This is a genomic window from Cryobacterium sp. TMT2-15-1 (genome assembly GCF_004402345.1).
Classification (GTDB): Bacteria; Actinomycetota; Actinomycetes; order Actinomycetales; family Microbacteriaceae; genus Cryobacterium; species Cryobacterium sandaracinum.
Genome location: NZ_SOGD01000005.1, coordinates 1 through 13,975 on the forward strand (window position 1 = coordinate 1; position 13,975 = coordinate 13,975).

11 protein-coding genes and 4 pseudogenes are annotated in these 13,975 nt (G+C 66.2%); 12 read left to right on the forward strand and 3 right to left on the reverse strand.

Annotation, left to right across the window (positions count from 1 at the left end):
- On the forward strand, window positions 1-463 hold a 463-nt coding region (locus tag E3O62_RS00430), incomplete at its 5' end, for a transposase (RefSeq protein ID WP_174720087.1).
- A 240-nt stretch (window positions 464-703) separates the two neighbouring features.
- Here the strand turns inward: E3O62_RS00430 and E3O62_RS00435 are convergent.
- Complete coding sequence (locus E3O62_RS00435; protein ID WP_134397173.1) at window positions 704-1,225, reverse strand: hypothetical protein; 522 nt, start codon at window positions 1,223-1,225, stop codon at window positions 704-706.
- A 276-nt stretch (window positions 1,226-1,501) separates the two neighbouring features.
- Between E3O62_RS00435 and E3O62_RS00440 the strand changes: the two genes are divergently transcribed.
- The 3 genes and pseudogenes from E3O62_RS00440 to E3O62_RS17430 form a co-directional block, all read left to right on the forward strand.
- On the forward strand, window positions 1,502-2,926 hold the full coding sequence (locus E3O62_RS00440) for an alpha-amylase family protein (RefSeq protein WP_241973222.1): 1,425 nt from the start codon (window positions 1,502-1,504) through the stop codon (window positions 2,924-2,926).
- Window positions 2,927-4,146: 1,220 nt separating this feature from the next.
- The gene (locus E3O62_RS00445; protein ID WP_134395206.1) at window positions 4,147-4,911 is read left to right on the forward strand and encodes a hypothetical protein; all 765 of its coding nucleotides are present in this window, start codon (window positions 4,147-4,149) and stop codon (window positions 4,909-4,911) included.
- 329 nt (window positions 4,912-5,240) lie between these two features.
- A pseudogene (locus E3O62_RS17430) lies at window positions 5,241-5,519 on the forward strand (ABC transporter permease); the annotation flags it as partial.
- Window positions 5,520-5,536: 17 nt separating this feature from the next.
- Here E3O62_RS17430 and E3O62_RS00455 read toward each other — a convergent pair.
- Entirely contained in the window at window positions 5,537-6,427 is an 891-nt protein-coding gene (locus E3O62_RS00455; RefSeq protein WP_241973223.1) for a LysR family transcriptional regulator, read from the reverse strand.
- 117 nt (window positions 6,428-6,544) lie between these two features.
- Here E3O62_RS00455 and alsS point away from each other — a divergent pair, with 117 nt between their 5' ends.
- From alsS to E3O62_RS00470, 3 genes and pseudogenes are all read left to right on the forward strand, one after another.
- Window positions 6,545-8,287 carry an acetolactate synthase AlsS gene (gene alsS / locus E3O62_RS00460; protein ID WP_134395207.1) on the forward strand — a complete coding sequence of 581 codons (1,743 nt, stop codon included), beginning with the start codon at window positions 6,545-6,547 and terminating at the stop codon, window positions 8,285-8,287.
- The gene (budA, locus tag E3O62_RS00465; RefSeq protein ID WP_134395208.1) at window positions 8,284-9,015 is read left to right on the forward strand and encodes an acetolactate decarboxylase; all 732 of its coding nucleotides are present in this window, start codon (window positions 8,284-8,286) and stop codon (window positions 9,013-9,015) included. Before alsS ends, budA begins: the two co-directional genes overlap by 4 nt.
- A 412-nt stretch (window positions 9,016-9,427) precedes the next feature.
- Window positions 9,428-9,574, forward strand: a pseudogene (locus E3O62_RS00470) (PhnA domain-containing protein); the annotation flags it as partial.
- 8 nt (window positions 9,575-9,582) lie between these two features.
- Here E3O62_RS00470 and E3O62_RS00475 read toward each other — a convergent pair.
- Window positions 9,583-10,131: a hypothetical protein gene (locus E3O62_RS00475; RefSeq protein ID WP_134395210.1), complete on the reverse strand. Its 549-nt coding sequence runs from the start codon at window positions 10,129-10,131 to the stop codon at window positions 9,583-9,585.
- 46 nt (window positions 10,132-10,177) lie between these two features.
- Between E3O62_RS00475 and acsA the strand changes: the two are divergent.
- The 5 genes and pseudogenes from acsA to E3O62_RS00500 form a co-directional block, all read left to right on the forward strand.
- Window positions 10,178-11,982 (forward strand): annotated as a pseudogene (acsA, locus tag E3O62_RS00480) (acetate--CoA ligase).
- Window positions 11,979-12,725, forward strand: a pseudogene (locus E3O62_RS00485) (thiamine pyrophosphate-dependent enzyme); the annotation flags it as partial. The pseudogenes acsA and E3O62_RS00485, both read left to right, overlap by 4 nt.
- A 96-nt stretch (window positions 12,726-12,821) precedes the next feature.
- On the forward strand, window positions 12,822-13,334 hold the full coding sequence (locus E3O62_RS00490) for a 2-oxo acid dehydrogenase subunit E2 (protein ID WP_241973224.1): 513 nt from the start codon (window positions 12,822-12,824) through the stop codon (window positions 13,332-13,334).
- Window positions 13,331-13,582 (forward strand): acyl carrier protein, encoded by a 252-nt coding sequence (locus tag E3O62_RS00495; RefSeq protein ID WP_134395211.1) that lies wholly within the window; start codon window positions 13,331-13,333, stop codon window positions 13,580-13,582. The genes E3O62_RS00490 and E3O62_RS00495 overlap by 4 nt, the downstream gene beginning before the upstream one ends.
- Window positions 13,583-13,660: 78 nt before the next feature.
- On the forward strand, window positions 13,661-13,975 hold a 315-nt coding region (locus tag E3O62_RS00500; RefSeq protein ID WP_304990526.1), incomplete at its 3' end, for a sigma-70 factor domain-containing protein.

Sequence of the window (13,975 nt, forward strand, 5' to 3'; positions counted from 1 at the left end):
CCTCGCCGTGATCCCGAAAGGATCCCAGGACATGGTCGCCTCGATCATCCGCACCATCTTCGCCCAACCCGACCGCGAACACATCGAGAAACAGTTCCGCGAGGTCACCACCATGCTCGGCCGCTCGCACCCCAAGGTCGCTGCCATGCTCGTCGACGCACAACCCGACCTACTCACCTTCGCCGGGTTTCCGCGGCGACACTGGCGCCAGATCTGGTCCACGAACCCGCTAGAACGCGTCAACAAAGAGATCAAACGCCGCACCGACATTGTCGGCGTTTTCCCCAACGCTGCAGCCCTGTTGCGCCTGGCCGGGTCGGTGTTGATAGAGCAACACGACGAGTGGGAGGCCGGAGAACGACGCTACTTCTCCGAAGCATCAATGCTCGAGCTGACCACCATGAACAGCCCCATCGAAGTCCTCGACGAGGCGGTGATACTCCCCGAACTCGCCGCCGCCTAAACTGGATCCACTGACCCGCACAGTGTCGAGAAACTCCACCACTCAGCGGGACGTGACCCCAAGTGGACAGGCCGGTTGAGCAGAAATGCTTAGCCGGCCTTCTTCATTTAAGGTCTCGCGCGGTCCTGATTTGGCCTTTTGGCGCGGAATCGGCCCCTCAAACGCCAATCAGCCTGCGTGTGGGCAGGCTGAAGCGTTCCGAGTGCGGGGGTTTCGAGCGGAATGTGGGGACGGCGACCGCTACTGCGGCGGCGCCAGCGCCGGGAGAACAATGTGCCTGGTTAATGGTGTTCCTGCGGCTTCCGTGCGCCTGCGTTCTCGGCAGAGGTTCTCCCCGGAGTCCTGTTCGGCAGTCTTGACGAAGTAGTCGAATATCTTCCGGAGGTTCGATGAGACCGCGGCGAGGGTGGCAGCGAGGTAGTTGAAAGCGAACCCGCGGCCGGAGCGTTTGCTCACGTTGGCGAGGTCTTCGAAGTTCTTCGACTTCAGTGTTTTGGTCGCGGACTCGACGAGGCTGCGCATGCCGAAGTACTTCCGGTGTTCAGGAGACTTGAACGCGAATTTCTGCAGGTGCTTCAGCGGCAATCGCGGGTCCTGATTCCTCGCGGCGCGTGCTCCAGCATCCTCGGGAATGGTGATGCTCGCTGGGGTCTGGCGTTTAACTCGCTTCCCGTTAGCGCGGTCAATGGCCATGTAGGTGCCGGGTGTGGGATAGATGAAGCGCTGGAATCCGTCCTTGTCTGGTCGGCCTTTCGGCTTCATCGCCTCGGGACTCTGCTTTCGGGGACTTCCGACGAGGGTGAGAGCACCCCTCGCCGGCGTTCCGGAAGGATTCCACCAGCCCTCGGGCGATTGTTAAGGGGCTGGCGCACAATTCCTCGGCATGCGCTTGCAATACTGCAAACGCTTGCAGTAGCGTGACCCGAGGGTTCAGTACCTCGTTTGCCGAGTTCCGCTTCCGCGGCTCGCTCGCAATCGCCCGTTCCCAATGGAGTGCGTCGGCGTGGTCCGCTGGCGCGCGCGACAAGGAGTTTCATCGTGCGCAGATCAACCCGTCCGTTGTTTGCAGCGGTGGCCGGCCTGGCCCTCGTCCTGACCCTGAGCCTCGATGTAGGAGTGACAACGCCCCGGGCGGATGCGAGTCCGCCGGGTGCCAAGGACGTCACGGCGACGCTCTTCGAGTGGTCCTTCGCATCGGTCGCCCGGGCCTGCACGGATACCCTCGGTCCCAAGGGGTATGGATTCGTTGAGGTCTCGCCCGCCCAGGAGCACATCCAGGGCTCGCAGTGGTGGACCTCCTACCAGCCGGTCAGCTACAAGATCGCCGGGCGACTCGGCAACGAGGCCGCCTTTTCGAGCATGGTCAGCACCTGCCACACCGCCGGTGTCAAGGTCGTGGCCGACGCGGTGATCAACCATATGAGTGCGGGTTCCGGCACGGGCACGGGGGGCACCGTCTACAGCAAGTACGACTACCCGGGCTACTACCAGAACCAGGACTTCCACTCCTGCCGGACCCCGATCACCAACTACGGCGACCGCTCCAACGTGCAGAACTGCGAGCTCGTCGGCCTCGCCGATCTCGACACGGCGAGCACCTACGTGCAGTCCACCATCGCGGCGTACCTCAACCACCTCAGCGCCCTCGGCGTCGACGGTTTCCGGATCGACGGCGCCAAGCACATGGCCGCGGCCGACCTCGCCGCCATCAAGGCAAAGCTGACCAACTCGAGCGTCTACTGGGCGCAGGAGGTCATCGCCGGCGGGAACGAGGCGGTCCAGCCGGGCGAATACACCTCGACCGGCGATGTCGACGAATTCCGTGGGGCCTTCGACCTCAAACGCATGTTCACCAGCGACAAGATCGCCTACCTGAGCACATGGGGCGAGTCCTGGGGCTACCTCGCGAGCAACAAGGCGCGGGTCTTCGTGGACAACTGGGACACCGAGCGCAACGGCTCGACCCTCAGCTACAAGGACGGCAACACTTACACGCTCGCGAACATCTTCATGCTCGCCTGGCCCTACGGCTCGCCAAACGTGTACTCGGGCTATGAATTCAGCAACACGGATGCCGGCCCGCCGACTGGCGGCACGGTCAACGCCTGCTACAGCGACGGCTGGAAGTGCCAGCACGCCTGGCGGCAGATCGCGAACATGGTCGCCTTCCGCAATACCGTGACGGGCACCTCGGTGACGAACTGGTGGTCTAACGGCAACAACGCGATCGCCTTCGGTCGGGGGAGTGGGGGCTTCGTCGTGATCAACCACGAGGGTGGCGCGATCAGCCAGACGTTCAAGACCTCCCTGCCCGCAGGAAGCTACTGCGACGTTCAGCACGGCGACCCCGGCGCGGGCGGCTCCTGCTCGGGCCCAAGCTACTTCGTCGCCGCTGACGGAACCTTCACCGCTACCGTGGGCGCTGGCGACTCGATCGCCCTGCACGCCGGAGCCCGCACGTAAGGGGATAGCCAACGCCATAGCTAGGGCATCCGCGGCCTCGATGACTGGCCAACACCGACGTGCATTCCGTCTCCACGTGGCGATCGCGATGTGCGTTGAGGGGCGCCCCGACCAGTTTGTCGCGGTCGTACGCGCCAAACACGCGAAAGCCCCGGTTCCAGAGGTCTCGAGTGGCATCGGCATCCAACAGCTCGTGCGGGGTGGCTGGCGTGAATGGGTAGTCGGCGTTGTTTGTCTTTTCCAGCTCATACAGTTCGGCCGAGGAGGTCACAGTCAATTCGGAAACGCTGAGTCCGGCGGCCCGAACGCGCGAGAGCGCCTGGTGGAAGTTCGACAGATTTGGCGGATCCACCAGTTCAAGCCGGGCACTCCAAGATCGGCCGACGACAGTGAACCCTCGTGCCTTCAAGCCCTCTCGCTGTGGATCAACGTCTCGCAAGACCAACGATCACCGCAACGACGAGTGCCGAAGGTGCCATGTGGAAGGAAGGCGTCGTGGTGAACGTTGAACGCGCTGAGAACGTCCGCTACACCGTGCTGAACGCGGACCCTGCTGGCCAGCCGTAACCCGGACGTTGAGCGACGCAGATCACGTACGTGTTGCGCGAACAGGGGTTGGCCCCACCCATGCGTCGCACGAGGAGGTAAGTGCGATCATTATGCACTCATACGGGATTGCGACTGCTTTACAGTTCCCAACCGGCATCACCATGTTCACGTTCAGCACGCCCTCGCCTCCGCTTGATCGTAACCGTGGGTGTCTCCAGCCCAGCCCGCTTCACCGCCCCGATACAGGGCGCTCAAGCCCGGTCGCGGCTGTCAGGTGCCTCTCACTGGCAGATCTGAGTATCGGGCTCTGATTTGTCCCTGCACGGGAACGGTGCGGTCAGGACCTCGCTACGGTCGCGTGATCGCAGCAAACGAGGCGGATCGGCTTGTCAGAGTGGCCACCGCACTTTCCTGCTACTGCGCACGTCACACCCAAAGTAGAGGAACCCCGATGCCCAATTCCGACCATGACGCTCAGTTCGTCGGAGAACTCCTCATCCGCCGGAATCCGGAATGCAATGAGAGAATGAGGGGCAATGATCTTATTCGACTCCAGTCTTCCCCTGGTGCGAAGTCGATTTGAAAGTTCAAGAGTGAAAGAGAACTGACACCCGGCCCTGTGATGCGACTCTGTGACGCCCACGTCGGCGGCCTCCGGTATCGTCGAGACCATGACCGACCCGACACTGCGTATGCCGAACACCGTGCTGCGGGTGGTGCTCGACCTCGGCGTGCTGCCCCTGGACATCCCCCCGCTGCCCCCCCGTTTCCGGCACCCGGAATTCGACGCGGACTGGGACGACGAGGAGCAGGTCGCCGGCATCTTCCTCGGCTTCGACGACGGAGAGTTCCACCTGGACATCCTGGAAGAAGGAGTCGAGTACCACTTCCACAACGCGGACGGAACTTCGAGCGATGACAGTCCATGGCCGGCCGCCGACACTCAGGCCCTCGTCGACTGGGCGACCGGCTTCGTGCTGCACGTCGCACCGCGCCTCCCGGATCTGCTGGAAGACGCGGACGAGGCCGCCGAATGGCACCATGTCGGGCTGCCGGTGTACTCCCGCGATTACGGGCCGGTCCCGCTCGAAATCATCGACGTGGAGTTGGAGGGCGAGCAACTGATGCTCCCCTGGCTCGGGTCCGGCTACATCGCCGACGATCACCTCGACGGATCTGACCACCCGATCGCGCTCCTCTGGAATCCGGAGCACGAAGATCCGGATATCCCGATCGCACGGGTGTGGCTGAACCCAAAGACCGGGGAACCGAAAGCCCGCGCCGAAGCAGGCGTGGACTGGTCGGCCGTGGGGCTCACCAAAGCGGAAGTCCTGTCATGGGCGGAGAGCCTGTACCTGAACAATCACGTGATCGGTGACCCAGCCCAGATGATCATGCGAGCCGCACTGGAACGTATGGCGGGGCTCGACCGCTAACAGAGTGAGTCCCAACCCAGTGGGTTGCATGGCTCCCGGTAGCTCCGATCCGGCAGCCCGCGCGGACTGTGTTCCTCAGCGGCGGAGCGCCGGGTTCCACGGGTTTCCGGGCCGTCTCGGCCGAAAACTCCGTCGAATTCGGCCTGACCGGCCCGGATGAACTGCAGATCCGGATCGCTTTCGGCGCCGGCAAAGTGGTCGCGAAGCAGGCTCCGATCGCCCTGGACCCCAACGCTCCGGAAAACTTCGAGGAACAGGCCCCGTCGGCTAGGTCCGCACTGCGCGAGAACGTGCAGGCCGACGTGAACGTCATCTTTCTGATCCTCGGCGTGCTCGCCCTCGTCGCGGGTGGACTGGGGATCGCGAACGTCACCCTGCTGTCGGTGATGGAAAGGGTGGGCGAGATCGGGCTGCGCCTGGCCCTGGGCGCCACCAAGCGCGACATCTCGAGCCAGTTCATGGTCGAATCCGTGGTCATCGGCCTACTCGGCGGCCTGATCGGAGCCGCACTCGGGGTTTTCGCGGTGGTGATCGTGTCGGCCATTCAGCAGTGGGCGCCGGTCGTCGACCCCTGGCTCGCAGCCGGGTCGGCGCTGCTGGGGGCCGTCGTCGGCCTCGCCTCGCATCAGCCGCGCGCCTCGTCGCTGGCGAGCGCGAGCTCCACGAACGCGCGCACGGCGGCCGACGCCCGCCGCTTGCGCGAGGCCGCCAGGTACACCGTGAAATCGGGCAGATTCGCCACGGGAAGCCGGTGCACGTCGAGCGCGTCGTGGGCAGTGAATTCGGGCAACAGGGCCACTCCGAGGCCGTTAGTCACGTATTCGGCGGCCGTTCCGATATCGGAGACCTCGATCATCACCCGCCGCTCGAGGCCGGCAGCGGTGAAGGCATCGTCCACGATCTGACGGCTGGCGTAGCCGGGCGGAAGATCGATGAACTCCTCCGGCACGAGGTCACCCAGGCCCACGGCCGACGCGGAGGCGAGCCGGTGGCCTTTCGGCACCACCAGCACCATCGGCGACGAAGCGATCGGCACGGCCAAGAGCGCCGTCGGCGTCGTGCCGCTGAGGGCGAGGAAGGCCAGGTCGAGTTCGCCCGAGACGAGCTCGTCGACCAGCCCGGCCGACCCCCGCCGGGCCGCGCGCAGCCGCACGCCGACGCCCGGATGGCCGGCGCGGAAAAGACCGAGCAGCCGAGGCACATTGACGAGCGTGACCGAGGTCATCAGCCCGATCACGATGGACCCGGTGATGGCGCGGGTGGTCTCCTGGGCGGCATCGCGCACCTCGTTCACGGCGTCGAGGGCGTCGCGCACCTTCGGAAGCAGCAGTTCGCCAGTCGTAGTGAGCCTGATCTGGCGGCGGCTGCGATCGAACAGTTCGATGCCCAATTCACTTTCGAGCGATCGAATGCCGGCCGAGACGGCTGACTGGGCGATGGTGAGCCGGTCCCCGGCGCGCGTGAAGCTCAACTCACCCGCGACGGCGCTGAAGAATTCGAGCTGTCTCAATTCCATGGTCTAAGCATCTCATTTTCAGATCGTTTGCATCGCTACTCGGCGTTGCTTCTTATTGAACGAGCAGCGACGATGGAGGGGAGGCCGATTCAGAACGGCGATCCGGGAGGCATCACTATGACCACTACTTCATCGCTCCAGAGCGACGACGACTCAACCGAGACCACGCTCGTGCGCTCTGACGCCGGCACCCCCGCTCCGTCCACCCGCTCCGCCGAACGCGTGGTGGAATGCCTGAAGGCCTACGGCGTGCAGTGGGTCTTCGGCGTTCCCGGCGCCAAGATCGACCCAGTCTACGACGCTCTCATCGACGACGGACCCGAGGTGATCGTGGTGCGTCACGAGCAGAATGCGGCCTTCATGGCCGCCGCCGTCGGGCGTTTGAGCGGCCAGCCGGGCGTCGTCCTGGTGACGAGCGGACCGGGCACCTCCAACCTCGCGACGGGCCTACTGACGGCGACGACCGAAGGCGACCCGGTGGTCGCCCTCTGCGGCGCGGTTCCGCGCGCCGACCGGTTGAAGCGTACCCACCAGACAATGGATGCCGTGGGCATGCTGTCCGCCGTGACCAAGTCCGCCGGCGAGGTGAGTGTCGCAGACAACGTGCCGGAAGCAATCGCGAACGCGTTCCGCGAGGCAACCCAGGAGCCCAAGGGCGCCGCCGCGGTTGTTCTCCCCTACGACGTGCTCACGGACTCGACGACCGTGTCGATGACGCAGCCGCACTGGGTGCCGCAGCTGGGCGCCGCACCCTCCAAGAGCGTGCAGCGCGCTGCCGCCCTGCTGAAGGATGCGCAGTTCCCGGTCATCCTCGCCGGCGCGCGGTCCGGTTCGGACCAGGCCGTCGCGGCGCTGCACCGTCTGCTGGGCGTCGCCGGACTTCCCGTCGTCGAGACGTTCCAGGCCGCGGGAGTCATCTCGCACGAACTCGAAGAGCACTACCTCGGACGCGTGGGCCTGTTCCGCAACCAGCCCGGGGACATCCTTCTGCACAAGGCCGACGTGATCCTGACCGTCGGCTACGACTTCGTCGAGTACGAACCGTCGAAGTGGAACAAAGACCACCTGCGCGTGATCATCCACCTCGACGAACTCGCCGCCGACCTCGACGACTATTACCGGCCCACCGTCGAACTGCGCGGCGACGTCGCCGAGACCCTCGACGCCCTCGCTCGCCAGATCAACGGGCTGTCGATGCCGGTCGCCGCCGCGGCCGAGGTCGCCGAGCAGCGCGCCTGCCTCGCGCACGCCGACCAGCCCACCGGTCGCCGGGACGAGTCCGAGGGCGTGCACCCGGCCGACCTCACCCTGATGATGCGCGAACTGCTGCCGGATGACACGACGGTGCTCTGCGACGTGGGCTCCCACTACATCTACATGGCCCGGCACTTCCGCACCTACCACCCGCGCACCCTGTTGTTCTCGAACGGCCAGCAGACCCTGGGCGTGGCCCTGCCCTGGGCGATCGCCGCAACCCTGGTGCGCCCGGGCACACCAGTCGTGTCCGTGTCGGGCGACGGTGGTTTTCTCTACTCCGCCATGGAGCTGGAGACGGCCGTGCGGCTCGGCTCGACGTTCACCCACATCATCTTCAACGACGGCACCTACGACATGGTGGCGTTCCAGCAGATGGGCAAATACGGGCGCACCTCCGGCGTGCAGCTGGGCGATTACGACGCCGTCGCCTATGCCGAATCGTTCGGCGCCCACGGCCACCGGGTGACGCACCTCGACGACTTCGCCGGCATCCTGGCGCAGGCCCTGGCCGAACCCGGACCGAGCATCATCGACGTGCACGTCGACTACCGCAACAATAGAGATGACCTGATGGCCGATCTGGAAAGCGATGTGCTGCAATGAGCAAATTCACTGTCACCCGACACGAAATTTTCCAGACGAGCCTGATGAGCGCGCTACTCGACGGCGTCTACGAAGACGAGATGACCGTGCGCGACCTGCTCGGCCGCGGCAGTTTCGGACTCGGCACGTTCAACGGACTCGACGGTGAAATGCTGATCATCGACGGCATCTGCTATCAGCTGCGGGCCGACGGCGGAGTCTCGAAGGCCGATCTGGGCGCGTACACGCCCTACGCCGTCGTCACGAATTTCGTGCCTCATATCGAGAGCCAATTGCCGAAGAACATCGTGCGCGCGGAGGCGTCGACGTTCATCGACAAGCTGACGGCGTCGCAGAACTACATGTACGCCCTGCGCATCGACGGCGACTTCGAGTGGATCCGGATGCGCACGGTCGTCAAGCAGGAGAAGCCCTATCGCCCCATGGTGGAGGCAACCGACGAGGACGCGATCATTGAGCTTCACGACGTCTCGGGCGTCGTGGCAGGCTTCCGCACCCCGCTCTACGAGCAGGGCATCGGCGTGCCCGGCTGCCACACGCATTTCCTGACCGACGACCGCACGGCCGGGGGCCACGTGCTCGACTTCAAGCTGCGCTCCGGCACCGCTGCCCTGTGCCTCGGCACCGACCTGCGTTTGCAGCTGCCGCTGACGGATGCCTTCAAGAACGCCAACCTGTCCCCCGACGACCTCGAGTGGCAGATCCAGAAGACCGAAATGCACGGGTAGGCGAGCGAGTCCGAATCGATTGGTTGTATCGCTCTCGAAAGATCACAGCTCACCGCACCGAGTGAATGCTGCTCACCCCAGGCGACTCCCTACCCGGCGTCCAGCCAATTCGACGGAGATTCTGGTGCAAATCGGCTTCTTTTGAGGATTTTCGGGCAATTTGGGCAACGCCTCCGTCGACTGCGTCCGGGATCCGGGGAGGAGCGCATGATGGAGGTGCGAAGCGCGCACGCGCTGCCGCTCATCCGGCGCGCTTTGTGGCCAATTCAGGAGATCCGTCCGGCCGGGCCGAACATCCGCCCCGGTTCCGCACTGGTCCGTAGCGGCCGATGGACTTGGCTGACGGATGTCCTGAGTTGGCCCCATGTGTAGGCTCGGCCGGGCCTAACCCACGCATGAGGGCACCGCGACCGCCATCACGGTGGGCACGAAGGTGCGGGGTATCCGTCTGCAGGATGGCGTGGGCGACCACGACATCGACTGCACGGTCGACGGAGTCGACTCAATGCAGCCGAAGTCCAGCGTGGCGAAGAAGGTTCCGCCCCGAACCGCCCGCTGAGGAGACCGTCAGCGGCCGGAATCCAGCCCTGCCCGACGGTTCGACATCAGCGCCGCCAGATCGGTGCTCACCAGAGCCCGCACCCGTTCCGCCCGCCGCTGCGCGTAGTCGGGCTCCCGACGATCGACAACCTGTTCGACCAGCCGAGCGGCGAGCGCGGCGCCGATTTCCTCGCTGGCGTCCGTGCGGGCCCGCTCAAGCAGGTCGGCGACCTGCTCGTCGTCGGCGGCCACGGCCCGTAGGGCACCGGCGAGTTTCAGGTGCACCCGCCGTCGCAAGGCCAGTTGGCGCACGTGGAGCCTGTCATCGTCGGTGATCTCGAACGCGCTCCGCTGCCGACCCAGGACTTTCCGCTGCCGCCCGACACGCTCGGCATCTTCCTCGTTCTGCGTCGCCAGCCGGACCAATTCGCAGCGGGCGGCCGCGGGGTAATCGGCGTCGGCGAAGTCGCGGTGCTCGCGCAGCGCCCCCACGATGATGTGGTTCTTCACGGCCATGCGCACCGCGGAGAGCCCGATGAGCACGCCCTCGTCGACAATCCGCTCAAAGGAGGCCATGGCGATACCCTATGCCCCACGCGCCCGCGGGGGTTTCATGGGCTGCATGACGGCAGGAACCGAAGCCTCGACACGCTGGCCCACCATCCCCAAGAATGTTCGCGCCCTCACGGTGCCGCCCAACCTCGTCGACTATGACGAGACCTGCGCCGCCTTCACCTGGGACGAGGCCCGCCACGCTCTTTCGGGGCTGCCCGGCAGTCGGGGACTCAACATCGCCTACGAAGCGGTTGACCGGCATGCCGCCGGTGCCAGGGCCACTCACGAGGCCCTGCGCTTCGTGCGCGGCGACGGCACGACCCACTCCCTGAGCTATGCAGAGCTCGGCGAGCAGACCGGCCGCTTCGCCAGCGTGCTGCGGGGCCTCAGCATCGGGCGGGGCGACCGGGTCTTCTCCCTCCTCGGCCGCGTTCCCGCGCTCTACGTCGCGGCGCTCGGCACGTTCAAGAATGCCAGCGTCTTCTGCCCGCTGTTCTCCGCCTTCGGGCCGGAGCCGGTACGCCAACGGCTCCAGCTGGGCGGCGGCCGGGCGCTGGTCTCAACGCGGGCGCTGTACCGCAAGAAGGTGGCGCCGATCCGGGTCCAGCTGCCGGACCTGCGGCACGTGTTGCTGGTCGACGCCGACGGCCATCCGGACCCGGGCACGCTCGATCTGGCGGCCCTGCTGCGGGAGGCCCCGCCCTCCGGCGAGATCGCCGCCACCCAGGGCGAGGATATGGCTCTGCTGCACTTCACGAGCGGCACCACCGGCACCCCGAAGGGTGCCATCCACGTGCACGACGCCGTGACCGCGCACTACGCGACCGGCCGGTTCGCCCTCGATCTGCACCCCGGTGATGTCTACTGGTGCACCGCCGACCCCGGCTGGGTCACGGGCACCTCCTACGGCATCATCGCTCCGCTGGTGCACGGCGTGACCGCCATCGTCGACGAGGAGGAGCTGGACGCGGACCGGTGGTACCGGGTGCTCGCCGAGCAGCGCGTGACCGGCTGGTACACGGCGCCGACCGCCCTGCGAATGCTCATGAAAGCCGGCTCAGACCGGGCCGCCGGCCACGACCTGTCCGCGCTGAGGTTCGTGGCCAGCGTGGGTGAGCCGCTCAACCCGAGGTCGTGGTGTGGGGCCAGGAGGCGTTCGGGCAACCCGTGCACGACAACTGGTGGCAGACCGAGACCGGCGGGATCATGATCGCGAACTACGCGGCCACGCCCATCCGCCCCGGCTCGATGGGGCGGCCTTTACCCGGCGTCGAGGCAGCGCTGGTCGCCCGGGACCAGCAGGGCGCGCCGCTGATGCGTGGCGGCGAGGTCGTGCTGGTGACCGAACCGGATGCCCTGGGCGAGCTGGCACGACGGCCCGGCTGGCCGTCGATGTTCCGCGGGTATCTGGGCGAGGAGGAACGTTACCGGCAAACTTTCGTCGGCGGCTGGTACCTCACCGGCGACCTCGCCCGGCGGGATTTCGACGGGTACTACTGGTTTGTCGGCCGCGGAGACGACGTCATCAAGTCGTCCGGGCACCTGATCGGGCCCTTCGAGGTGGAGAGCTCGCTGATGGAGCACGAGGCGGTGGCGGAGGCCGGCGTGATCGGCATCCCGGATCCGGTTGCGGGCGAGGTGGTCAAGGCCTTCGTCGAACTAAGGACGGGGTGGGAGCCCAGCGAAGCGCTGCGCCTGGACATCATCGGCTTCGCCCGCAAGCGCCTCGGCCCGGCCGTGGCGCCGCAGGAACTGGACTTCACTACCTCACTCCCCAAGACCCGCAGCGGCAAGATTCTGCGCCGGCTACTCAAGGCCCGCGAACTGGATCTGCCCGAAGGCGACACGTCCACCGTTGAGGTACCCCGATGAGCGCGGAACGGGCGGTGCGTGCCGAGAGGTTCGCGGGCCGCATCGCAGCGAACCCGGATCACGCCCGCAGCCTGCTGCACCAGATGCTACGGGTGCGGCGGTTCGAGGAGAAGTACGTCGAGCTGTACAGAGCCGCGCAGATCCGCGGGTTCATGCACGTCTACATCGGCGAGGAGGCGGTGGCGGCCGGCGTTCTGGCGACGCTCGAACCGGAGGACGCCGTCGTAGCGACCTACCGCGAACACGGCCACGCGCTACTGCGCGGGGTCGCCGCCGGCGCAATCCTGGCCGAGATGTACGGATTCGAACAGGGATGCTGCCGGGGCCGCGGCGGGTCCATGCACCTTTTCGATGCGGCCACCCGGTTCTTCGGGGGCAACGCCATCGTCGCCGGCGGTCTTCCTCTCGCCATCGGTCTGGCTCTGGCCGACAAGATGGCGGGCCGCTCCCGCGTCACCGCCTGCTTCTTCGGCGAGGGCGCCGTCGCCGAGGGTGCCTTCCACGAGAACCTCAACCTCGCGGCCCTCTGGCAGCTGCCGGTGCTGTTCTGCTGCGAGAACAACCTCTACGCCATGGGCACAGCGCTCGCGCGTTCGGAATCCCAGACCGATATCGCCCTGAAGGCGGCGGCCTACGAGATCCCCGCCTGGCCCGTGGACGGCATGGACGTGCTCGCCGTCGAGGAAGCCACTCGGCGCGCCGTCGCCGCCGTGAGAGCCGGCGCCGGACCGCACTTCCTCGAAGAAGACCATCCTGCACTACCTGAGCACCACCCTGGATTTGCGGGCGGCACTGGCCTGGATGGAGCAGTACAACTCCGCCCGATCGCCGAGTGGCTCGTGCCGGCCGCCCTGCTCCTGAAGGCCTCCGCGCCGGCCGCCAGGGACGTCCCCGAGGTCAACGGCTTCTTCACCGAGGGTTCCTTCCAACCGAGCGCCGCAGTGCACCTGGGCGTAGCCGTGGCACTGCGCCGGGGCGGCCTGGTTGCCCCCGCGCTGCACGACGCGGACGCCCTGCCGCTGGAGGTGCTGATGAAACAGCTGCGGGACCTGTTAAGCCGGGCGCGCGGCGGCCGGCTGCAGCGCGCGGAGATGGCCGATCCGACCCTGACCGTCACCAATCTCGGTGAACTCGGCGTCGAGAGCGTCTTCGGCGTGATCTACCCGCCACAGGTCGCCCTGGTGGGATTCGGCCGGGTGCGGGAGGAGCCGTGGGCCCGGAACGGCCTGCTCGGCGTGCGCCCCGCCATCACGGCCACCCTGTCCGCCGACCACCGCGTCAGCGACGGACTGCGCGGCGGGCGATTCCTCGCCCGGATCGACGAACTGATGCAGAACCCGGAGGAGCTATGACCGAACAGACCGAACAGGAGGCCCGAACGGCCGTGTATGCGGCCATCCGCCAAGTTGCGCCGGATGTCGACACCGACGATCTCGACGAGAGCGCGCGATTGCGCCAGGATCTGGAACTCGACTCGCTGGACTTCCTGCGGCTGATCGAGACGATCCACGAGGCGACAGGCGTGGACATCCCCGAGCGCGACTACGCGGTTGTCACAACGGTGCGCGGCCTGATCACCTATGTCGCCCTGCACGGTTGATTCAGTTCTCGAGCATTATTCGGTTTCTTCGCGGCCGAGTCAAGGCCCTCGACGCGGTCCCTCCCAGGATATGTACTAATGGTCCAGCCCGAACTGGAGGAACCCATGACCATTACCGCACATGCATCATCCGTTGCCACCTATAACCGTGCAGCGACGGACGCGTTCGGCGACTACCTGAGAAAGATCGGCAGCGTTTCGCTCCTCACCGCCGAGGACGAGGTCGACCTGGCCAGACGCATCGAAGTCGGCCTGTTCGCCGAGCAACGCAGCGAGCAGGGCGAGGTAGACCCCTCCTTGGCCCGCGAGTTGGCCTGGCTTGCCCATGATGGCCGCCGCGCGAAGAACCGCTTCATCGAATCGAATCTGCGCCTGGTGGTCAGCATCGCCAAG

Bases quoted from the DNA above. Each gene is read 5' to 3' on its own strand.
- E3O62_RS00435 (WP_134397173.1), bottom strand. From the start codon at position 1,225: ATGAAGCCGAAAGGCCGACCAGACAAGGACGGATTCCAGCGCTTCATC.
- E3O62_RS00445 (WP_134395206.1), top strand. From the start codon at position 4,147: ATGACCGACCCGACACTGCGTATGCCGAACACCGTGCTGCGGGTGGTG.
- E3O62_RS00455 (WP_241973223.1), bottom strand. From the start codon at position 6,427: ATGGAATTGAGACAGCTCGAATTCTTCAGCGCCGTCGCGGGTGAGTTG.
- alsS (WP_134395207.1), top strand. From the start codon at position 6,545: ATGACCACTACTTCATCGCTCCAGAGCGACGACGACTCAACCGAGACC.
- budA (WP_134395208.1), top strand. From the start codon at position 8,284: ATGAGCAAATTCACTGTCACCCGACACGAAATTTTCCAGACGAGCCTG.
- E3O62_RS00475 (WP_134395210.1), bottom strand. From the start codon at position 10,131: ATGGCCTCCTTTGAGCGGATTGTCGACGAGGGCGTGCTCATCGGGCTC.
- E3O62_RS00495 (WP_134395211.1), top strand. From the start codon at position 13,331: ATGACCGAACAGACCGAACAGGAGGCCCGAACGGCCGTGTATGCGGCC.